The sequence below is a fragment of the Pseudomonas azotoformans genome, assembly GCF_001579805.1.
Taxonomy (GTDB): Bacteria; Pseudomonadota; Gammaproteobacteria; order Pseudomonadales; family Pseudomonadaceae; genus Aquipseudomonas; species Aquipseudomonas azotoformans_A.
On sequence record NZ_CP014546.1, the window covers coordinates 4,859,724 to 4,880,062 of the forward strand.

The 20,339-nt window shown below is 61.9% G+C and carries 18 protein-coding genes and 1 pseudogene; 9 read left to right on the forward strand and 10 right to left on the reverse strand.

The window, feature by feature from the left end:
• Positions 1–40: 40 nt before the first annotated feature.
• A complete protein-coding gene (locus AYR47_RS22235) occupies positions 41–886 on the forward strand; it encodes a LysR family transcriptional regulator (protein WP_061436892.1) in 846 nt (281 codons plus the stop codon).
• Here AYR47_RS22235 and AYR47_RS22240 read toward each other — a convergent pair.
• Genes AYR47_RS22240 through AYR47_RS22250 form a run of 3 tightly spaced genes read right to left on the reverse strand, consistent with a single transcriptional unit; the run spans position 872 to position 3,787 of the window.
• Complete coding sequence (locus tag AYR47_RS22240) at positions 872–2,068, reverse strand: EAL domain-containing response regulator (protein WP_061436893.1); 1,197 nt, start codon at positions 2,066–2,068, stop codon at positions 872–874. The two genes, AYR47_RS22235 and AYR47_RS22240, sit on opposite strands and share 15 nt — an antisense overlap.
• Positions 2,069–2,078: 10 nt before the next feature.
• Complete coding sequence (locus AYR47_RS22245; protein ID WP_016975699.1) at positions 2,079–2,462, reverse strand: response regulator; 384 nt, start codon at positions 2,460–2,462, stop codon at positions 2,079–2,081.
• On the reverse strand, positions 2,447–3,787 hold the full coding sequence (locus AYR47_RS22250; RefSeq protein ID WP_033902189.1) for a sensor histidine kinase: 1,341 nt from the start codon (positions 3,785–3,787) through the stop codon (positions 2,447–2,449). The genes AYR47_RS22245 and AYR47_RS22250 overlap by 16 nt, the downstream gene beginning before the upstream one ends.
• Before the next feature lie 281 nt (positions 3,788–4,068).
• On the opposite strand from AYR47_RS22250, the gene AYR47_RS22255 reads away from it, so the two are divergent.
• The 5 genes from AYR47_RS22255 to xylB are packed head-to-tail and all read left to right on the forward strand — an operon-like array spanning position 4,069 to position 10,024.
• Positions 4,069–5,601 (forward strand): sugar ABC transporter ATP-binding protein, encoded by a 1,533-nt coding sequence (locus AYR47_RS22255; protein ID WP_061436895.1) that lies wholly within the window; start codon positions 4,069–4,071, stop codon positions 5,599–5,601.
• Positions 5,594–6,571 carry an ABC transporter permease subunit gene (locus AYR47_RS22260; protein ID WP_016975702.1) on the forward strand — a complete coding sequence of 326 codons (978 nt, stop codon included), beginning with the start codon at positions 5,594–5,596 and terminating at the stop codon, positions 6,569–6,571. The genes AYR47_RS22255 and AYR47_RS22260 overlap by 8 nt, the downstream gene beginning before the upstream one ends.
• 29 nt (positions 6,572–6,600) lie before the next feature.
• Complete coding sequence (locus AYR47_RS22265) at positions 6,601–7,533, forward strand: ABC transporter substrate-binding protein (protein ID WP_028616135.1); 933 nt, start codon at positions 6,601–6,603, stop codon at positions 7,531–7,533.
• A 22-nt stretch (positions 7,534–7,555) separates the two neighbouring features.
• Positions 7,556–8,557, forward strand: coding sequence for a LacI family DNA-binding transcriptional regulator (locus tag AYR47_RS22270; protein ID WP_061436897.1), 1,002 nt, complete (start codon positions 7,556–7,558; stop codon positions 8,555–8,557).
• 6 nt (positions 8,558–8,563) lie between these two features.
• Positions 8,564–10,024, forward strand: coding sequence for a xylulokinase (gene xylB / locus AYR47_RS22275; RefSeq protein ID WP_061436899.1), 1,461 nt, complete (start codon positions 8,564–8,566; stop codon positions 10,022–10,024).
• Between the two features lie 98 nt (positions 10,025–10,122).
• Here xylB and AYR47_RS22280 read toward each other — a convergent pair whose 3' ends face one another.
• The gene (locus AYR47_RS22280) at positions 10,123–10,974 is read right to left on the reverse strand and encodes an NmrA family NAD(P)-binding protein (protein ID WP_061436901.1); all 852 of its coding nucleotides are present in this window, start codon (positions 10,972–10,974) and stop codon (positions 10,123–10,125) included.
• Between the two features lie 99 nt (positions 10,975–11,073).
• Positions 11,074–11,514 (reverse strand): Lrp/AsnC family transcriptional regulator, encoded by a 441-nt coding sequence (locus AYR47_RS22285; RefSeq protein WP_061436903.1) that lies wholly within the window; start codon positions 11,512–11,514, stop codon positions 11,074–11,076.
• A gap of 109 nt (positions 11,515–11,623) precedes the next feature.
• Here AYR47_RS22285 and AYR47_RS22290 point away from each other — a divergent pair, with 109 nt between their 5' ends.
• A complete protein-coding gene (locus tag AYR47_RS22290; protein ID WP_061436905.1) occupies positions 11,624–12,526 on the forward strand; it encodes a DMT family transporter in 903 nt (300 codons plus the stop codon).
• Here AYR47_RS22290 and AYR47_RS22295 read toward each other — a convergent pair.
• The 3 genes and pseudogenes from AYR47_RS22295 to fabF form a co-directional block, all read right to left on the reverse strand.
• The gene (locus AYR47_RS22295; protein ID WP_033902198.1) at positions 12,504–14,483 is read right to left on the reverse strand and encodes a peptidase U32 family protein; all 1,980 of its coding nucleotides are present in this window, start codon (positions 14,481–14,483) and stop codon (positions 12,504–12,506) included. The two genes, AYR47_RS22290 and AYR47_RS22295, sit on opposite strands and share 23 nt — an antisense overlap.
• Before the next feature lie 70 nt (positions 14,484–14,553).
• On the reverse strand, positions 14,554–14,934 hold the full coding sequence (locus tag AYR47_RS22300; RefSeq protein WP_061436907.1) for a RidA family protein: 381 nt from the start codon (positions 14,932–14,934) through the stop codon (positions 14,554–14,556).
• Between the two features lie 65 nt (positions 14,935–14,999).
• Positions 15,000–16,269 (reverse strand): annotated as a pseudogene (gene fabF / locus AYR47_RS22305) (beta-ketoacyl-ACP synthase II).
• A 107-nt stretch (positions 16,270–16,376) separates the two neighbouring features.
• Between fabF and AYR47_RS22310 the strand changes: the two are divergent.
• Positions 16,377–16,859: a winged helix-turn-helix transcriptional regulator gene (locus tag AYR47_RS22310; RefSeq protein ID WP_016975712.1), complete on the forward strand. Its 483-nt coding sequence runs from the start codon at positions 16,377–16,379 to the stop codon at positions 16,857–16,859.
• On the opposite strand, the gene AYR47_RS22315 is transcribed toward AYR47_RS22310, so the two are convergent.
• The gene (locus AYR47_RS22315) at positions 16,860–18,182 is read right to left on the reverse strand and encodes an OprD family porin (RefSeq protein WP_033902202.1); all 1,323 of its coding nucleotides are present in this window, start codon (positions 18,180–18,182) and stop codon (positions 16,860–16,862) included. It lies immediately after the preceding gene.
• Positions 18,183–18,555: 373 nt separating this feature from the next.
• Here AYR47_RS22315 and AYR47_RS22320 point away from each other — a divergent pair, with 373 nt between their 5' ends.
• A complete protein-coding gene (locus tag AYR47_RS22320; protein WP_033902211.1) occupies positions 18,556–19,470 on the forward strand; it encodes a LysR family transcriptional regulator in 915 nt (304 codons plus the stop codon).
• Here AYR47_RS22320 and AYR47_RS22325 read toward each other — a convergent pair.
• A complete protein-coding gene (locus AYR47_RS22325) occupies positions 19,455–20,228 on the reverse strand; it encodes an SDR family NAD(P)-dependent oxidoreductase (RefSeq protein WP_033902203.1) in 774 nt (257 codons plus the stop codon). The genes AYR47_RS22320 and AYR47_RS22325 overlap by 16 nt on opposite strands.
• Positions 20,229–20,339 lie beyond the last annotated feature (111 nt).

Genomic DNA, 20,339 nt, shown 5'->3' on the forward strand with positions numbered 1-20,339 from the left:
TCTACATCACAGTTGAATTGTCGATAAGAAGGTTGCCGCCATGTTTGATCTGGAACTCTTGCACACGCTGGTCTGCGTGGTCGACGAAGGCAGCTTCACCCGTGCCGCCGAGCGCGTTCACCGCACCCAGTCCACGGTCAGCCAGCAGATTCGCAAGCTGGAAGAAAGCGTCGGCCAGGTGTTGCTGGTGCGCGACCGTTCGGGCCAGCAAGTCAGTGCCACCGAACACGGCGAACTGCTGACCCATTACGCGCGCCGTCTGTTGAACCTGTCCCGCGAAGCCCGCGATGCCTTGGACACTGAGGCCAGCGTAGTGCCGGTGCGCCTGGGCGTGCCCGAGGATTTCGACGCGACGCGCATGGCGTCGATGCTTTCGGGTTTCGTACGTGCCCGCCCCGAGGCGCGGCTGGAGACGGTCAGCGGCATGAGCACCGACCTGCGCCGACAATTGGAAAGCGGCGAAATCGACATCGCCCTGGTCAAGCGCGAAGCCGGCAGCGGCGAGTGCCACGCCAGCTGGCCGGAGCCCTTGGTGTGGGTATGTGGCCAGGGCCAGGATATGCAACTCGACACCTTGCCCCTGGCGCTGTTTCCCCAAGGCTGCATCTACCGCCAGCGCGCCATTCGCACCTTGGACAAGGCCCGGCGCAGTTGGCGAGTGGCGTTTGGCAGCCACAGCCTTACCGGGATCCAGGCGGCGGTCACGTCAGGGTTGGGCATCAGCATCCTGCCGAAAAGTGCCGTACTGCCCAGCCACCGCATCTGCACCGAGCTTCCTCCTGTGCCGCCGTCGGAACTGGCGTTGGTCAGCGGCGCCGAGCGCCTGAGCGCGACTCACCGTGGATTGATCGAGTGCCTGCGCGAGGAGATTTCACGGAGTCTCTGAACGCTCCAGCAGCAGCCGCTCCAGGGTGGCCACCGGCAATGGCCGGCTGAACAGGTAGCCTTGGATCTGATCGCAGCCGGCGTCCTTCAGGAACGCTAATTGCGCCTGGGTTTCCACGCCTTCGGCGACGACCCGCAGGTTTAGACTGTGGGCCAGCTCAATGATGGTGCGGGTGATCGCGGCGTCCTGGGGGTTGCTGGTGACTTCGCGGATAAATGCGATGTCGATCTTCAGCGTGTCGATGGGAAAACGCCGCAGGTACGCCAGGCTTGAATAGCCGGTGCCAAAATCGTCGATGGAGATTTTCACGCCCATGGCGTGCAAGCGTTGCAGGCTGGCGATGGTGTGCTGGGTGTTTTCCATCAGCGAGCCTTCGGTCAGCTCCACTTCCAGCCAGTGCGGCTCGACGCCGGTTTGCGCGAGGATACGTGCGATATCGGCAATCAGGTCGCCTTCTATGAGTTGATGGCCGGAAACGTTGACCGACACCTCCACGGCGCCAATGGCACTGCGTTGCCAGTCCGCAATCTGTTGGCAAACGGCTTCGATCACCCAGCGTCCCACCGCTACGATCAGGCCGAGGCTCTCCAATACCGGTACGAATACCGCCGGGGAAACGGCGCCATGACCCGGTCGGTCCCAGCGCAGCAGGGCCTCAAGCGCGCAAAGCTGGCCCGTCGCAAGCTCGACTTTAGGCTGGTAGTGAACAATGAACTCATTGCGTTCCACGGCCTGGCGCAGGGCGGTTTCCAGGTCCCGACGGTCGACGTCAGGTTGCAGGGCTTGGCGTAGGTTATCCGCCCGCTCGCCGTGAGCGGTGAGCCGCAGCAGGTTGCGCACGCGCAGGGACAGTTCGATACGCTCGATCGGTTTGCTGAGGAACTCTTCGGCACCGCTCTCCAAACCACTGACGCGCGCACCAGGATCACTGAGGGCCGACAGCATGATAATGGGAATACCCGCCGTAACGTCGTCACTTTTCAATTGGCTGGCCACCTCATACCCATCCATCCCCGGCATCATGATGTCCAGCAGGATCAGGTCGGGCGCCTGTTGCGCCACCACCTGCAGCGCCTCTTCGCCGCTGCTCGCGCTGACGGTCTGGTAGCCTTCGTGGTGCAACAGCGTTTCCAGGAGCTTGCGCACCTGAGGTTCATCATCAACGATCAGCAGCGTGGCCATGGGTGCATTCTCATCTGAGAGGGTCGTTGTGGGTTTGCAGCAGCGTATCGATCACCTGATACAGCTCCTTGTAACGCAGGGGTTTGATCACATAGGCGTCGCAGCCGGCCAGCCGGGTCTTTTCACGGTCTTCCTTCATCGCCATGGCGGTCAGGGCGATCACCGGAATGTGCGCCGTCAGCGGGTCCTGCTTGAGCAGAGCCGTGGCGGCCAGGCCGTCCATGCCAGGCAGTTGGATATCCATCAGGATCAAGGCCGGTTGCTGTTCGCGGGCCTGGGTCAGGCCGGTCTCGGCATCGGGCGCCCACACGGTTGTATGGCCGGCGTTCACCAGCAACAGGCGCGCCAGGCGCATATTGGCTTCATTGTCTTCAACGATCAGGACGTGGGCCATGGAGCCTCCGCCGCGCGGTGCAGTGGCAACCACGCCACAAACCGCGCGCCACAGCCTTCGCGACTGGCCACCGCAACACTGCCGCCGTGCAAGTCGGCCAGTTGCTTGACCATCGCCAACCCCAGGCCCGTGCCTTCGAATTTGCGCGCCAGGCTGCTGTCGATCTGGCTGAAGGCCTTGAACAGCTTGCCCATATCGTCCTCGGCAATGCCGATACCGGTGTCGCTGACGCTCAACTCTAGGAATTGCTGCTGAGGGCTCGCGGGCAAGGCAAAGCGATACACCGGCCAATCGCCGGGAATTCGCCCGACCTGTTCGCGGGTGACCTGGCGCACCGTCAGCGTTACCGAACTGCCGTGTTCGCTGAACTTCACCGCGTTGGCCAGCAGGTTGTAGACGATCTGCTTGGTCTTGCGCAGGTCCAGTTCCAGGTGGCCGAGGTCGTCGGGGCATTCCAGCTTCAATTGGATACGTTGCAGCGCGGCTTTTTCCCGCACGATCAGCAAGCTATTGGCCAAAAGGCCCGCCAGCTCAACGCTTTCCAGCTCCAGTTCCATCATCCCGGCCTCGACCTTGGACAGGTCGAGAATGTCGTTGATCAACGACAGCAAGTGCTGGCCGCTGGTGAAGATGTCACCGATGTACTCGCGCTGGGTCTCGCTCATGTCGCCGACTAGGCCGTCCTTGAGCGCCTCGGAAAAGCCAATCACCGCATTCAGCGGCGTGCGCAGTTCGTGGGACATGGTGGCGAGGAACTCGGACTTCATGTGGCTGGCGTGCTCCAGCTCCAGGTTCTTTTCTTCCAGGGCGCGCTCGAAGCCTTTGCGCTCGGCTTCTTCCTGCTTGCGCGCGGTGTTGTCGGTGCCGATCAGCAGGTAGCCGATGATGGTGTCATGCCGGTTGCGCAGGGCGGTCACCGAGACCATTGCCGACAGGCGACTGCCGTCCTGGCGGATGTAGGTCAGCTCGTAGATGTCTTCGATGCCGCGGGAAGCCTTGAACACCAGGGCTTCGAAACCCGGCGTAATCGGTGTGTCCAACTCAAGGCTCAAGGCAGCGGCACGGGTGATCAGCTCGACAGGGTCGGAAATATCGGCGGGGGTGATGCGGTTGACTACGTCGGCGGCGGCATAACCGAGCATGCGTTCGGCACCGACGTTGAAGATCTGGATCACGCCTTTTTCATCGGTGGCGATGCTGGAGAAGTAGGCGCTGTTGAAGATGGCATCTTGCAGCGCGCCGGTCTTGAGCAGGGTTTTCTGCCGTTTGAACTCGACGATTTTTTCGGCGCGCGATTGCGGCTGTTCGGGTAACGGTGTGTCCATCGCTTGGGCGTTCCGTGACGTTCAGGCCCGCCACCGTCAACCGACAATGGCGCAGAGCATGCTCACAGAAGATCGCTTGGGGGCGATGAGGAGGAGATGAGGTCCTTGGACAATAGCAGACAAACGGTAAAACCGATGCTTTGCGTGCCTATTCAATAAATTGGCTTGATGAAACGTTTCTTCATGCACAAAAACCGATAGGCAAGCGCTTGCGTAAAGAAATGTTTCTACATTAGAGTCGGCCCACTGACGACAAAAATAATAAAACCAGGAGCTCATTCATGAGCCTTGAACCCTTGCTTGAAATGCAGGGCATCAGCAAAACCTTCAACGGTTTGCGCGTGCTCAAGAATGTCGGCCTGAAGGTCTACCCCGGCGAAATCCACGCCTTGATGGGGGAGAACGGCGCCGGCAAGTCCACGCTGATGAAAATCCTCTCCGGCGCCTATCAAGCCGACCCCGGCGGTGAAATCCGCATTGCCGGTGAACCCATTACCTGTTTCGACCCCGCCACCGCGAAAACCCTCGGCATTGCCGTTATCTATCAAGAACTAAGCCTGTGCCCCAACCTGAGCGTGGCCGAGAACATCTACCTGGGCCGCGAACTGCGGCGTGGCTGGACCATCGACCGCAAGGGCATGGAGGCGGGGTGCATCGAGGTGCTGCAACGCCTCGGCGCCGAGTTCACACCCGCCACACGGGTCAGCAGCCTGTCGATTGCCGAGCGCCAGTTGGTGGAGATCGCCCGCGCCCTGCATGCCCACGCCAAGATCCTGGTGATGGACGAGCCGACCACGCCGTTGTCATCTCGCGAGACCGACCGGTTGTTCGCGCTGATCAAGCAACTGCGCAGCCAGGGCCTGGCGATCATCTACATCAGCCACCGCATGGCCGAGATCTATGAGCTGTCGGACCGTGTTTCGGTGCTGCGGGACGGCCAATACATCGGCGAGCTGACCCGCGACGCGCTGTCGGCCGAAGTGCTGGTGAAAATGATGGTGGGCCGCGACCTGTCAGGTTTCTACAAAAAGGAACACGCCGCCTACAACCCTGGCAACGTGGTGATGCGCGTGCGCGACATGGCCGACGGCAAGCGCGTGCGCCATTGCAGCTTCGACCTGCATGCCGGTGAAGTGCTGGGCATTGCCGGGCTGGTCGGGGCAGGGCGCACCGAGCTGGCGCGGCTGATCTTTGCCGCCGACCCACGCACCTCGGGCACCTTGGAAGTGGTCGGCAAGACCGTCACCCCACTGCGCACGCCGGCGGACGCGATCCGTGCCGGCGTGGTCTACCTCACCGAAGACCGCAAGGCCCAGGGCCTGTTCCTCGACATGAGCGTGGCGGACAACATCAACGTCTGCGCCTGTGTGCCGGATGCGCATGCCGGTGGCGTGCTGGATCGCGGGCATGCCTTGCAGCGCTCGAATGACGCGATCAAGTCGCTGTCGATTCGCGTGGCGTCGGGCAAGGTGAATGTCGGCGCGCTGTCCGGTGGCAATCAGCAGAAGGTGTTGCTGGCGCGACTGCTGGAGGTCAAGCCGCACGTGCTGATCCTCGACGAGCCCACGCGGGGTGTCGACATCGGCTCCAAATCCGAGATCTACCGCATCATCAATCAATTGGCCCAGGCCGGTGTCGGCATCGTGGTGATCTCCAGCGAGCTGCCGGAAATCATCGGCACCTGCGACCGCGTGCTGATCATGCGCGAAGGCCAGCTCGTCGCTGAAGTCGGCGGCGCCTCCGGCCAGGCTATTTCCCAGGAACGCATTATTGACCTCGCCACCGGTGGCGATCAGGTGGTTGCCCATGGCTGAGTTGAATATCGCGACAATCGGTAAAGCAGAACGCGCACGCGAGTTGATGCGCACGGTGGGCATGTTGCCGGTGCTGATCCTGCTGCTGGTGGGGTTTGCCCTGGCCAGCGAAAACTTCCTGACGGTGCAGAACCTGTCGATCATCACCCAGCAGGCGTCGGTGAATGTGGTGCTGGCGGCGGGCATGACCTTTGTGATCCTCACTGCCGGTATCGACTTGTCGGTGGGCGCGATCCTGGCTGCTTCAGCCGTGGTGGCGTTGCAGGCGTCGATGTCGCCGCAGTTCGGCATGTTCGGGATTGCTGCCGGTATCGGCTTTGGCCTGCTGCTGGGGTTGGTCAACGGCGGCTTGATCGCGTTTATGCGCCTGCCGCCGTTTATCGTCACTCTCGGCGCGCTGACGGCCATGCGCGGTCTGGCACGGCTATTAGCGGACGACAAGACCGTATTCAACCCGGACCTGCCGTTTGCCTTTATCGGCAATGACTCAGTGCTCGGCGTGCCCTGGCTGGTGATCATTGCCGTGGCCGTGGTGGCGCTGTCCTGGTTCATCCTGCGCCGCACGGTGATGGGCGTGCAGATCTACTCGGTGGGTGGTAACCCGGAAGCGGCGCGCTTGTCGGGGATCAAGGTGTGGAAAGTGCTGCTGTTCGTCTACGCCATGTCCGGTGCGCTGGCCGGATTGGGCGCAGTGATGAGCGCTTCGCGGTTGTTTGCCGCCAATGGCCTGCAACTGGGGCAATCCTATGAGCTGGATGCGATTGCAGCAGTCATTCTCGGTGGCACCAGTTTTACCGGCGGCGTCGGCACCATCGGCGGCACGTTGATCGGCGCGCTGATCATCGCCGTGCTCACCAACGGCCTGGTGCTGCTGGGTGTGTCGGATATCTGGCAATACATCATCAAGGGCATCGTGATCATTGGCGCGGTGGCGCTGGATCGTTATCGCCAGTCCGGTGCGCGGACCTGATTCCTACAACAATCACAAGAGAGACCCGCATGAACCTTAAACGTATCTTTCCCGTCATTGCCTTGGCTGCCCTGATGTCCCAAGCCGTCGAAGCCCGTGAGTTGAAGGCCCTCGGCATCAGCATGGGCTCGCTGGGCAACCCGTATTTCGTGACCCTGGCCGACGGTGCAACGGCACGGGCCAAGGAGCTGAACCCCAACGTCAAGGTGACTTCGGTGTCGGCTGACTACGACCTGAGCAAGCAGTTTTCGCAGATCGACAATTTCATTTCGTCCAAGGTCGACCTGATCCTGATCAACGCCGTCGACCCCTCTGCCATGGCCTCGGCGATCAAGAAAGCCCGCGATGCCGGCATCGTAGTCGTCGCCGTGGATGTGGACGCCAAGGGCGTGAACGCGACCGTGCAGACCGACAACGTCGAAGCCGGCAAGCTGGCCTGCCAGTACCTGGTGGACAAACTCTCCGGCAAAGGCAACGTGATCATCCAGAACGGCCCGCAAGTCACCGCCGTGACTGACCGCGTCAAAGGCTGCAAGGCCGCGCTGGCCGCCGCGCCGGATATCAAGGTGCTGTCTGATGACCAGGACGGCAAGGGCTCCCGCGAAGGTGGCCTGAATGTGATGCAGGGTTACCTCACGCGCTTCCCGAAAATCGACGGCCTGTTCGCGATCAACGACCCACAAGCCATCGGCAGCGACCTGGCCGCCAAGCAGCTCAAGCGCAGCGGCATCATCATCACCTCGGTGGACGGCGCACCGGATATCGAGAACGCGCTGAAGACCGAGACGCAGATCCAGGCGTCGTCCAGCCAGGACCCGTGGGCCATGGCGCAGACCGCCGTCAATGTGGGCAATGACATTCTCAATGACAAAGCCCCGGCCGAAGCGGTTACCCTGCTCACGCCCAAACTGATCACCCGTGACAACGTCGCTACGTACAGCGGTTGGTCGAGCAAACATTGATCCACTGAGAAGGAACAGCGTCGTGGTCACCATGGATGACGTGGCAAGCAGGGCGGGGGTGTCGACGTCGACGGTGTCCCACGTGTTGAACGGCACCCGCAAGGTCAGCCCGGCCACCGTACTGGCGGTGCAGCAGGCGATCCAGGCGTTGGGCTACATCCCCAACACCCTGGCGCGCTCGTTGGCCCGGTCGAGCACCAACACGATTGGCGTGGCGATCTCGGCGTTGTCCAACCACTATTTCAGTGAGACGGTGCACGCGATTGAAACCGCGTGCGCCCAGCACGGCTACATGATGCTGTTTGTCGACACCCATGATGATCCGGAGCAGGAGCTGAAAGTGGTCATGGCGCTGCATCATCGGCGGGTCGATGGGATTGTGCTGGCGCCTTCAAACGGCTCAAAGGCCCTGGATTATCTGCGCACCAACGAAATTCCAGCGGTGCTGGTGGACCGCATGATGAGTGAGCACTTCGACCAGGTTGGGGTGGAGAATGCCCAGCCTACCCAGGTGCTGGTTGAACACCTTATCGCCCATGGTCATCGGCGGATCGGCTTTATCGCCGGGCGCGAGGGGTTCAGCACCACCGATGAGCGTGTCGCCGGTTACCGCGCCGCATTGCAGGGGGCGGGGCTGGTGTTTGATCCGGAGCTGCTGGTCAATGGCGGCTCCAATACTGAGCCTGCGCGCCAGGCCACGGTGCAGTTGCTGGGCCTGGCGGCACCGCCGACGGCGATCATGGCCGGCAACAACCTGATGACCCTGGGCGCCATGCAGGCCCTGCGTGATGCGCAGATCGACGTGCCGGCGCAGATGGCGCTGGTGGGTTTTGATGATTTCGACTGGGCGGATTTTTTCGTGCCGCGCCTCACATTGATCGCACAGCCGGTGCAGGCACTTGGCGTCCAGGCGGTGAACCTGTTGTTGCAACGCATGGCATCGCCCCACTCGCCGACCCAGAGTCTGCGCTTGGCGCCGACCCTGCAATGGCGTCATTCATGTGGCTGTAATGGAGTGGAATGACCCCGTATGAGCAATCCCGTTTCCCTCGGCATCGACCTCGGCACCTCGGAACTCAAGGCCATCCTCATGGACCTCGACGGTAAGGTGCTGGCCCATGCCGGCGTGCGCTTGAGCGTGTCGCGGCGTCATAGCGGCTGGTCCGAGCAAGACCCGCAGGATTGGTGGCAGGCCTGTTTGCAAGCGCTGGCCCAGTTGCGCCTGCATGAGGCATTTGCGCGTGTGGACTGTATCGGCCTGTCCGGGCAGATGCACGGCGCGGTGTTGTTGGGGGCGGATGATCGGGTGTTGTACCCGGCGATTCTGTGGGATGACTCCCGTGCGGTCGCCGAGGCCGAGCAGTTGGGCCCGGAACTCTCCGGCATCACCGGCAGCTTGCCGATGGCCGGGCTGACGGCGCCGAAACTGCTGTGGCTGCAACACCATGAACCTGAAGTGTTCAGGGCCATTGACTGTGTGCTGTCACCTAAGGACTACCTGCGGTTGCGCCTGAGTGGCGAACGCATCAGTGAGATGTCGGATGCTGCCGGCACGTTATGGCTGGATGTGGCACGACGTGCGTGGTTCGCTCCCATGCTGCGCGCTACGGGACTTGCGCCGGAGCAAATGCCCCGGTTGATCGAAGGCGGTGCCGCGAGCGCTTGTTTGACGGCGATGGACCTTGGGTTGTCGGCTGACGTCGTGATCGCTGGCGGCGGTGGCGACAACCCGGTGGCGGCTGTCGGAATCGGTGCGATCAATGCAGGCGACGGCTTCATCACCCTCGGCACCAGCGCAGCCATCGTCGCAATCACCGACCACGCCGCCGGCAACCCGGCCAGCGCCGTGCACAGTTTCTGCCATGCGCTGCCGAACCGTTGGTACACCATGGGCGCCATGCTCGCCGGGGCCAGTTGCCTGCGCTGGGTCACTCGGCTGACGGGCACTGCGGATGAGCAAGCGTTGCTGGACCAGGTGCAGGCACAATTGCCGATCGAACAACCCGTGCCACTCAGCACGCCCTTGTTTCTGCCGTACCTTGCCGGAGAACGTACACCCCACAATGACCCACTGCTGCGCGGCGGTTTCATGGGCTTGGGCCACGACTGCACACCCGCGATGCTGGGTTATGCCGTGATGGAAGGCGTGGGTTTCGGTTTGCTGGATGCGCTGCGCGCCGTGAAATCGGCCGGCACCGACGTCGGGGCCTGCGCCTTGGTGGGCGGCGGGGCGCGCAGCGAATATTGGGCGCAGTTGCTGGCCAACATCCTGCAGCGGGAGATCTTCACGTTACACGGCAGTGAGTTGAGTGCCTGCATAGGGGCTGCGAAGCTGGGGTTTCTGTCGATCGGGCAGGGGGAAGGGTTGTTGGAGGCGGGGATGGCGGTGAAGGCGCGATACTTGCCGGATGCCAAGCAGCAGGCGGTACTGGAAGTGCGATATCGCAAGTTCCAAGGCTTGCTTGCTGCGGCAAAAGCGCTGCATGGCTGAGGGCTGCTCTCTCTGTCGAGCGGGCTTGTTTGTGGCAAGCCTGCTCGCCACAGGAAACCTGCTCACCACAACAAGCCTGCTCACCACAGAAAACCTGTTTATTTATTCATCAGCTCGCGCAATACGGTTTGTAACGGCGTCGCCCCTTTAAGCACCTGATCATGCTCAAAACAAATCCACCCTTCATTGAACCCATCCACCATGCGCATGCGCGGCAGTGGGTTCTGCGCACCTTGCGAACGTAGCAGCGCTTCCCAGGTGTCACGCTCAACCACCTCGGCGTGCACGTCGCGGCCCAGCAATTGCGCAAGGGTGCGGGCGATGTCGTTGGGGCTCACCCATTGGCCTTCCAGTTCCACCACACGCTGGCCGGCCCAGTCCTGTTGCAGCAACTGCGCCGCTACGCTGCCGATATCCGCCGTGGCGATCATCGGCACGGCTTTGTCCAGCGGTTGCAGGAAGCTATGGATCACGCCGGTGTCGCGGGCTGAGATCACGTCGTACAGCGAGTTCTCCATGAACCACGCCGGGCGCAGGAAGGTAACGGGGATGTAGAGGGCGCTGAGGGCTTGCTCCATCAAGGTGCGCTGGGTCAGCAGGTTGACCTGCTCAGCCTGGGCGCCGATGGTCGACAGGCACAGCACTTTCGGCGGTGCGGCGGCTTGCAGGGCCTGGCTGACCGCGCTGATCACGGCGCGGGCCTCGGGGAAGCCGGGTTGCGGATCAAAGCCTGGCGGCGGCAGGATGAACACGCCGGTCGCGCCGGTGAATGCAGCCGTCAGCGCTTGAGCATCTTCCATCTCTGCAAACATGACTTCGCAGCCCAGGTCAGCCCAGTAGGTTGCCTTGCCTGCATCACGCACGACCGCGCGCACCGGCTGGCCCGCCTTGATCAGATTATGCGCCAGAGCGCCGCCGACTTTGCCTGTGATTCCCGTAATGACGTACATGAGCGTTCTACCTGTTGTTCCAAAGAGTGGCGCCAGGATAAACAGCGCTCAGTCATGACGGAATGCTCGCTCAGGCATTGCACTAGTGACTCAAAATCACTAATCCCCCAGCGGCGGCAGGCGGCGTTTCACCGGGGTTTTCTTGACGATGGCAGTGTTGGTTTCGGCGTAGGCATTCAGCTTGTCGAGAAGGCTGTCCAGATGATCCATGGTGCGCACATGCAGGCGTGCGATGAAGCAGTCATCGCCGGTCACCTTGTCGCACTCGGTGAATTCGGGAATCGCCTGGATCTGCCGTTCCACCTCATGCAATTTGCCGGGCAGGGGGCGGATGCGCACGATGGCTTGCAGCAGGTAGCCGAAATGCTTGGGGTCGATGTTGACGGTGTAGTGGGTCAGCACGCCGCGTTCTTCGAGACGGCGCAAACGTTCACCGACGCTGGGCGAAGACAGCCCGGTAATGCCGGCCAGGGCCTTGAGGGACAGGCGCGAGTCGTCCATCAAAGCCGCGATGAGTTGCTGGTCGATGGTGTCAATCATGGTGTCCACCTAATAAGTAAAGGCAATCCAGCGTTTTGGCCTTTTTTAGGCGCTGGAGCCGCTGCTGAGCAGATTGCCATAATTGAGCCTCACTTGAGGAGCTTCAATCATGGACACATCCATCCGTCGCGGGTCGTGGGAAATGATCGCCGCCATGCTGATCTCGGGCACCATTGGTTGGTTTGTATTGGTGTCTGGCGTGTCGGTGATCGAAGTGGTGTTTTGGCGGTGCGTGATCGGCGGGCTGACGCTGTTGCTGGTCTGCGCACTGCTGGGTTACTTGCGCCTGGACCTGCTGAGCTGGGCCAAGCTCGGCCTGGCGATGCTCAGCGGCGTGGCGATTGTCGGCAATTGGTTGCTGCTGTTCGAATCCTATTCCCGTGCGTCGATTGCCATCAGCACGGCGGTGTACAACGTGCAGCCGTTCATGTTGGTGATGCTGGCGGCGGTGTTCCTGGGAGAAAAGATCACCGTGCAGAAACTCGCGTGGTTGAGTGTGGCGTTCCTGGGCATGCTCGCGATTGTCACCGCCCATGGCGATCAAACGACCGGCGACGATTACCTCACTGGCATCGCCCTGGCGCTGGGCGCGGCCTTTCTGTACGCGATTGCGGCGCTGATCATCAAGCGTCTTAAAGAAGTACCGCCGCATCTGATGGCGTTGATCCAGGTGACCACCGGCGCGCTGTTACTCGCGCCGATGGTGCCTTGGAACAGTCTGCCGGCCACCCCCAATGCCTGGACGGCTTTGGTGACGCTGGGTGTGGTGCATACCGGTTTGATGTACGTGCTGCTGTACGGTGCGATCCAGAAACTGCCCACGGCCATTACTGGCGCGCTGTCGTTCATCTACCCGATTGCGGCGATCTTCGTCGATTGGATCGCCTTCGGGCATCGTCTGGGCTGGCTGCAATGGCTGGGTGTAGCGGCGATTCTACTGGCGGCGGCGGGGTTGCAGCGGGGCTGGTGGTGGCCCCGCTCCCAGAGGGTCAGTGCGTACCCTGGAAAATGATGTTTTCCGGGTTGAAGTGCTCCACTGCGCTGCCCGGCTGCGGCAAGCCAAGGATGTGGCCCTTGATCTTGCCCACGACGTGCATCTCGCACGGCTTGCAGTCGAACTTCAGGGTCAGCACTTCATCGCCGTGAATCAGTTGCATCGGCGCGACCTTGGTCTTCACGCCCGTGACACCCTTGGCCTGTTTAGGGCACAGGTTGAACGAGAAGCGCAGGCAGTGCTTGGTGATCATCACCGGCACTTCGCCGGTTTCTTCATGGGCTTCGAAGGCGGCGTCGATCAGCTTCACGCCGTGACGGTAATAGAAATCACGGGCTTTCTGGTTGTAGACGTTGGCCAGGAACGACAGATGCGCTTCCGGATAGACCGGCGGCGGGGTGGTCTCGGCTTTGCGTCCACCACGCGGGTGAGCGGCCACACGGGCAGCGGTCAGCGCTTCGATCACTTCGCGGCGCAAGGCCTTGAGCTGTGAGTTGGGGATGAAGAACGCCTGCGGCGCATCCAGTTGGATGTTGGTCGCATGGTATTCGGTGGTGCCCAGTTGGCCGAGCAGGTCGCGCAAAGTATCGAGCGCCTGCTCCGGCTTGTTGGCCACGCCGAACGGGCCGGGCAGGGTGACGCTGGCACTGATGCCTTCTTCGCTTGTAGCGGTGACTTCCAACTGTTCTTCACGCAGGCGCGCGGCCCAGGTCAGGCCGATACGACGCTCGGATGAGGTCTTGAGCAGCGCCTGTTGCCAGTTGTGGTCCAGGTTACGGTTCAGCGGATGATTCGGGCGCAACTGGTGCAGGCCGGCCGGCATTTCATTCGGCTCTACGCGGTAGCGGTAGCGCTTCTCGCCGTCTTCCTCGAACTCGCCTTTAGGCTCGGCGATGTTGGCACGGAAACCCACCACTTCGCGCTTGATCAGCACGTTCAGGCCGTCGCCATTGGACAGCGGCTCATGGGTGACCACTTGCAGGTCACGCTTGCCGGCTTTTTCCACCACACCCACCGGCAGGCCGGTGAACGTTGGGGTGTCGAAGGCGCCGATGTCGACCTTGCGATCGGTAACAAAATAGTCAGTGCTGCCACGGTGGAAGGTTTTTTCCGGGTCCGGCAGGAAGAAGTGCGCGGTGCGGCCGCTGGAGGCGCGCGCCAGGTCCGGGCGGTCTTCAAGCACGTCATCCAGGCGCTGGCGGTAATAGGCGGTGATGTTCTTCACATAGCCCATGTCCTTGTAGCGGCCTTCGATCTTGAACGAACGCACGCCCGCTTCGACCAGCGCACGAATGTTGGCGCTCTGGTTGTTGTCTTTCATCGACAGCAGGTGCTTTTCAAAAGCCACGACGCGGCCCTGGTCATCTTTCAAGGTGTACGGCAGGCGGCAGGCCTGGGAGCAATCGCCCCGGTTGGCGCTGCGGCCGTTCTGTGCGTGAGAGATGTTGCACTGCCCGGAAAACGCCACGCACAAGGCGCCGTGGATGAAGAACTCGATGGCGGCATCGGTTTCGTCGGCGATGGCACGGATTTCCTGCAGGTTCAGCTCACGGGCCAATACCAGCTGCGAAAAACCAGCCTGGTCGAGAAATTTGGCGCGGCCCAGGGTACGAATGTCGGTCTGGGTGCTGGCGTGCAGCTCGATGGGCGGAATATCCAGCTCCATCACGCCCAGGTCTTGCACGATCAGCGCGTCGACGCCAGCGTCGTAGAGCTGATGGATCAGCTTGCGCGCGGGTTCCAGTTCGTTGTCATGCAGGATGGTGTTGATCGTGGTGAAGACGCGCGCGTGGTAACGGCGGGCGAATTCCACCAGGGACGCGATATCGCTCACGTCGTTACAGGCGTTATGGCGCGCGCCGAAGCTCGGGCCGCCAATGTACACGGCGTCGGCGCCGTGCAGGATAGCCTCGCGCGCGATGGCGACATCGCGGGCAGGGCTGAGCAATTCCAGGTGATGCTTGGGCAAGGACATAGTTTTTTTAGTCAGGCTTGTCACGGTTGAGGCGCGCATTGTAGCTGTGAAATGCCTGACCGGCACCCACTCAGGCTTGAGCGGCCATCGCAGTGACTTCCACGCGCATGCCCTCTACCGCCAACGCGGCAACGCCAACCGCCGCACGCACGGGCCAGGGCTTGGCAAAGAAGCGCTTGTAGACCTCGTTGAAGGCCGCGCGATCAGCCATATCCGTCAGATAAATGGTCAGGTGCATCACCCGGCCCATGGAGCTGCCGGCCTTTTCCAGGGCGACTTTCAAGGCTTGCAGGGTGCATTCGCTTTGCAGGGTGATATCGCCCAGCTCCAGGCTGCCATCGGCGCGGGTCGGGATCTGGGTGGACACCAGGATGCCGTTGAAGCCGATCACATCCGAAGAAATCGAGTCGGCATCGGGATCCGGGGTGTAGTGCAGGTCGTGGTTGGCCATGGGCGCCTCTCATTGGCAGGTTCAGAAAGGCGCCCATGGTCCCCGAAAAATACCGCAGGGGCAAACTACGCCCAGCGGCGGAACAACACGCTGGCATTCACGCCGCCAAAGCCGAAGCCGTTGGACAGCGCGTATTCAATCGGCATCGGCCGGGCTGCACCGCGCAGCAGGTCCAGGCCATCCGCAAGCACGTCGGGGTTTTGCAGGTTGAGGGTGACCGGGGCGACCTGATCACGCAGGGCGAGTACGGTGAAAATGGCTTCGATACCGCCCGCAGCGCCCAACAGGTGCCCGGTGACAGATTTGGTCGAGCTGATCGCCGGGCTGCCGTTGGCGCCAAATACCGTCCTGATCGCGGCCAGTTCGCCTTTGTCGCCTACCGGTGTGGAAGTCGCGTGAGCGTTCAAGTACTGCACCTGGGCCGCCTCGATTCCGGCCTGGCGCAAGGCTTGCTGCATGGCGCGTCGCGCACCGTCGCCGTCTTCCGGGCCGGCCGTCATGTGGTAGGCATCGGCACTGGTGCCGTAGCCCACCAACTCCGCAATCGGTTGTGCGCCACGCGCCAGGGCATGCTCCAGTTCTTCGATAACGAGGATGCCGGCACCTTCGCCCATGACAAAACCGTCGCGCGCCTGATCGAATGGCCGCGAAGCCAGCTCGGGTGTGTCATTGAAGTCGCTGGACAGGGCTCGCGCTGCGGCAAAACCGGCCAGGCTGACCCGATGAATCGCCGCTTCCGCGCCGCCGCATACCGCTACATCGACTTCACCGGCACGAATCATCCGCGCCGCGTCGCCGATAGCCTGCACACCAGCAGCACAGGCGGTCACCGGCGCCCCCAGCGGGCCTTTCAAACCGTAATTGATCGACACATGCCCAGCGGCCATGTTGCTCAAGAAGGACGGGATGGTAAACGGCGATAAACGCCGTGGGCCTTTGCTGTCAGTGGTGCGTACTGCATCGGCAATCGCCGGGAAACCGCCGACGCCAGACGCAATGATGGTCGCCGTGCGCTCCTGTTGTTCCACTGTGTCCGGCGCCCAGCCGGCCCTGCTTCAAGGCTTCATCCGCCGCCGCCAGCGCGAACAGGATAAAGCGGTCCATCTTGCGTTGTTCCTTGGTTGCCAGCAGGCGATCCGGGTCAAATCCGGCTTCAGGGTCCTGCAGGTTGCTTTGTACCTGGCCACCGATGCTGACGGCCAAATCCCCGATCAACTCTTCCGGCAGGCGACGGATGCCCGATTGCCCGGCCAACAGGCGGCGCCAGGTGGATTCCACGTCAGCGCCCAACGGCGTCAGCGCGCCCATGCCTGTCACAACGATGCGTTTACTCATGATCAATCGACTCCGGTTGCGGTGAGGGAACAGACCCTATGGACGTCACTATCATCATGAAAGTAACATGGCATCACACACATTTGCACTGACCCACAGGAAACGCCATGCAACGCAAGTCCCTCATCAGCGACGAATGCCCGATCGCCCGCAGCCTTGAGCGGGTAGGGGAGTGGTGGAGCATTCTGATCATGCGCGACGCCTTGCACGGCCTGCGCCGCTTCGACGAGTTCTCGCGCAGCCTGGGTATCGCGCCGAATATGCTCACGCGCCGTTTGAATGGCTTGGTGGAGGCGGGGATGTTGGAGCGTCGGCCCTACAGCGAGCGACCGCCACGCTACGAATATGTGCCGACGGCCAAGGGTGAGGATTTCAGCGTGGTGCTGATGTCGCTGGTGGCCTGGGGCAACCGGCATTTCGCCGAAGAAGGCCACAGTGTGGAAGTGGTAGAGCGTGCGACCGGGTTGCCGGTGCAGCCGGCGATGGCGAATGCCGCAGGCCAATGTGTGCCGTTGGACCAGTGCACGATCCAAGCCGGTCCAGCCGCCAGCGCAGGGATGCGCCAGCGGTTGGGGGCGATGCCGGATTGATTAGAGCAAGGTGAACGGATAGTCGACGATCAGCCGCAACTCATTCAGGTCACCATCACGTTGGTCGGCGTTCGATGCCACGATCGCATCGCGGACACGCAACGACAGGTTTTTCGCCGGGCCACTCTGGATCACGTACTTGGCCTCCAGGTCGGTTTCGTGGTGCGCGCCGTCGGCGCCGTAGTCGCCCACATAGGCGCTGTGATCCGGTGTGTGGGTGCCATTGATGTCCGAGCCGTTGATGTAGCGGCCCATGAAGCTCAGCCCTGGCACGCCATAACTGGCCATGTTCAAGTCATACCGAATGCCCCAGGACTGTTCGCCCGGCCCGTTGAAGTCCCCCCACTGCACCGAGTTGGCCAGGTACACCGAATCGCCGCCTTCGCCCGCGCCGTTGTTGCCGGTGCCGATGTAGTCAAACGGCGTGTCGCCATGCACTTTCTGGAACGACAGCGTCAACGTGTGCGCCTGCAGGAACGAGTACGCCGCCGCTAGTGAGTAGGTGGTGTTGTTGATCGCGCCGGCCTTGGCGCTGCCAGTATCGAGGGTGCGATAGAGGTTGCCGTCCAGCGCGAGTGACTGGTCATGGGCCAGCGGGATCACGTAGTTGAGGTTGGTGTAGTACTGGCGCCAGATGTCTTCCAGTTCACCGGCATAAACGGTTGCGCTCAGGGACGGGCTGAAGGTGTATTTGCCACCGACGAAACTGGCACTGTTGGCGGCGATATTGGCGTAGGTCGCGTAGATATCGTGGTCATGGTTGCTGGTCATGCCACTGTTGGTGCTGGTGAAGTGTCCGGCTTCCAGGTCCAGGCCGGCGATTTCACTGCTGGTCAGGTCGAAACCGGTGGCGGTCTGCGGCAACAGGCGGGTGCCGCCGGTGGCGAAGACCGGGGCGGTGGGTTGCATGTCACCGAATTTGAGCTGGGTCTTGGAGATCTTGATCTTCACCGCCGCACCCACGGAGCCGTAGGCGTCTTCGGGGTCGCCATGCCGGTCGGTCGGTAGGTTGCCGGTGCCGGCGTCCGCGTGGGTGGCGTCCAGTTTCAGCCCGCCGTAGGCGTAGGCATCCACGCCGAAGCCGATAGTGCCCTGGGTGAAGCCCGAGGCGTAGTTGAGCATCGCGCCCTGGGTCCAGTCTATGTTATCGGCCCGGCCACCTTCGCGATTACGGTTCATGTAGTAGTTGCGCAACAACCCGGTGACGCTGCTGCCTTCGATAAACCCCTTGGAGTCCGCCTGGTCGGTGACCGTTTCGGCAAACGCCAGTTGACTGATACTGGCACACACCGCCAGTGCTAACAGGCTCGACTGTTTAATCATGTTGTAACTTCCCCGGGAGAATGAACGCGCGCACAGAAACACCGCACTGATTGGAGGGTGCATAAAGGTGTATGGGCAGATGTTTGCAGGTGAGCTGTTACGGTTTTTTATTGTGTTCGGCGTGGTTGCCGAGCTTGATTCTAAGCCCAGTCTGCGGGGCCTGTAGCGGGCCAAGGGATGAAACTCGATTAATTAAACTTCACTATTTTTAATCGACTGCGGGTGTAGCGTGGACGCTGTCTTAGCCGCTCTGCTTCGACAAAATCCTTTGGTTGCCGCCGCAGATTCTGCGGCGGATTTTTTTGCGTGGCCGGGTTAGTTGAACTCACCTATGCTGCGCGACACCATTGGCATCCACCCTTCGAGACGCTGCATGAGCCTGAAATCCACCCACCTGCCGGCCTTGATCGCGTTCGAATGCGTGGCCCGTCATATGAACTTCGCGCGGGCGGCGGCCGAGATGGAGGTCACGCCCACGGCGATGTCCAAGACCATCAGGCAGCTCGAAGCGCAATTGGGCGTGCGCCTGTTCAACCGCACCACGCGCAGCGTGGCGTTGACCGAGTCGGGCAGCCAATTGCTCGACACCTTGGCCCCGGCCCTGGAGCAGATCCGCTTCTCGGTGCAGCAGGTACACGACACCGCCAGCCGCCCGTATGGCGCGTTGAAAATCAACAGCTCCTACGTGGCCTACGCCTCGCTGATCGAACCCCATGTGGCGGCGTTTCTCGCGCAGTACCCGGACATCAGCCTGGATATCGCCCTGGACAATGGCTTGAGCGACATCATCGGCGCAGGCTTCGACGCCGGTATCCGCCTGGGCCAGGCTTTGCAGCGTGACATGATCGCGGTGCCGCTGGGGGCGTCGCAGCCGATGGTGGCCGTGGCCACGCCGGAGTACCTGGCACGCTCGGCGCCGTTGAACACACCTGAAGACCTGCTGGCCCACGACTGCATCCATCAGCGTTTGAGCAGTCGCGGGCCGCTGATGGATTGGACGTTTCGCATCGGCAAGGCCAATGTCGAGCTCCAGGTGAAGGGACGCCTGGTGCTGGATGAGATGCGCACCACCTTGTCGGCGGCGCGCCTGGGGTGTGGCGTGGCCCTGGTGTTCCGGCCGTTTGCCCAGGCGGACATCACCAGCGGCGCGTTGGTAGCGTTGCTGGAAAAATACGCGGCGCCCGCCGAGACCTTCCACCTGTATTACGCCAACCGTGCGCAAATGCCCGGAAAGCTCCGGGCATTTATCGACTTCTTCCAGGCGCGTAACCGTCAGGCCACCGAGTAGCCGCCGTCGGCCAGCAGGGCGTGACCGGACACGTAGCTGGCATCTTCCGAGCCCAAGAACGCCACGACCGTCGCCATCTCTTCAGCCGTGCCGAAACGACTGGCGGGCGTGCTGGCGGCGAACGCCTGCTGGGCTTCCACCGACGGCCAGATCCCGCGATGGTGGAAGGGTGTTTCGATCAGCCCTGGGCACAGCGCATTCACCCGTACCCCTTGCTTGAACCACTCGATGGATGCGGTCTTGGTCATGCCCACCACGGCGTGCTTGGTGCCGATATACAGCGCGGCATTCTCGAAACCGATCACGCCGCCCATGGATGCATTATTGATGATGCTGCCACAGCCCTGTTCCAGCATCACCTTGGCTTCGTACTTCATGCAGTTGAAGACGCCACGCACATTGGGTTCGAACACCAGGTCGAAGCGCGCGTTGTCCTGCTCGATCAGTGGTGCGAACACGCCTTCGGTGCCGGCATTGTTAAAGGCGATGTCCAACTGGCCGTAGGTGTCCACGGCAAACTGGACCATGGCAATGATGTCGGCTTCGCGGGTCACGTCGACCACGATAGAGGAAGCGATACCGCCCTGGGCGGTGATCTCGGCAACCACGTCGTCCAGCTCGCTCTGGCGGCGGGCAGCGGCAACGATCTTTGCGCCGCGTTGAGCCAGGACAACGGCGGCCGCACGGCCAATGCCAGAGCTGGCGCCGGTGATCAGCGCGACTTTGCCTTCAAGCTGGCGGGGAGTGGATAAGGTCATGGAAAGCTCCGTTTGTGTGCTGCGCAATGCGGTGTGCTTGCGCTATGGGCACAGGTTACGGTGAGGGATTGCCTCCGATAATCCACGCAAACACAAACGAGTTATGCGCTT

Coding starts and splice junctions, on each gene's coding strand:
- AYR47_RS22235 (WP_061436892.1), top strand. CDS start 41: ATGTTTGATCTGGAACTCTTGCACACGCTGGTCTGCGTGGTCGACGAA.
- AYR47_RS22240 (WP_061436893.1), bottom strand. CDS start 2,068: ATGGCCACGCTGCTGATCGTTGATGATGAACCTCAGGTGCGCAAGCTC.
- AYR47_RS22245 (WP_016975699.1), bottom strand. CDS start 2,462: ATGGCCCACGTCCTGATCGTTGAAGACAATGAAGCCAATATGCGCCTG.
- AYR47_RS22250 (WP_033902189.1), bottom strand. CDS start 3,787: ATGGACACACCGTTACCCGAACAGCCGCAATCGCGCGCCGAAAAAATC.
- AYR47_RS22255 (WP_061436895.1), top strand. CDS start 4,069: ATGAGCCTTGAACCCTTGCTTGAAATGCAGGGCATCAGCAAAACCTTC.
- AYR47_RS22260 (WP_016975702.1), top strand. CDS start 5,594: ATGGCTGAGTTGAATATCGCGACAATCGGTAAAGCAGAACGCGCACGC.
- AYR47_RS22265 (WP_028616135.1), top strand. CDS start 6,601: ATGAACCTTAAACGTATCTTTCCCGTCATTGCCTTGGCTGCCCTGATG.
- xylB (WP_061436899.1), top strand. CDS start 8,564: ATGAGCAATCCCGTTTCCCTCGGCATCGACCTCGGCACCTCGGAACTC.
- AYR47_RS22280 (WP_061436901.1), bottom strand. CDS start 10,974: ATGTACGTCATTACGGGAATCACAGGCAAAGTCGGCGGCGCTCTGGCG.
- AYR47_RS22285 (WP_061436903.1), bottom strand. CDS start 11,514: ATGATTGACACCATCGACCAGCAACTCATCGCGGCTTTGATGGACGAC.
- AYR47_RS22290 (WP_061436905.1), top strand. CDS start 11,624: ATGGACACATCCATCCGTCGCGGGTCGTGGGAAATGATCGCCGCCATG.
- AYR47_RS22295 (WP_033902198.1), bottom strand. CDS start 14,483: ATGTCCTTGCCCAAGCATCACCTGGAATTGCTCAGCCCTGCCCGCGAT.
- AYR47_RS22300 (WP_061436907.1), bottom strand. CDS start 14,934: ATGGCCAACCACGACCTGCACTACACCCCGGATCCCGATGCCGACTCG.
- AYR47_RS22310 (WP_016975712.1), top strand. CDS start 16,377: ATGCAACGCAAGTCCCTCATCAGCGACGAATGCCCGATCGCCCGCAGC.
- AYR47_RS22315 (WP_033902202.1), bottom strand. CDS start 18,182: ATGATTAAACAGTCGAGCCTGTTAGCACTGGCGGTGTGTGCCAGTATC.
- AYR47_RS22320 (WP_033902211.1), top strand. CDS start 18,556: ATGAGCCTGAAATCCACCCACCTGCCGGCCTTGATCGCGTTCGAATGC.
- AYR47_RS22325 (WP_033902203.1), bottom strand. CDS start 20,228: ATGACCTTATCCACTCCCCGCCAGCTTGAAGGCAAAGTCGCGCTGATC.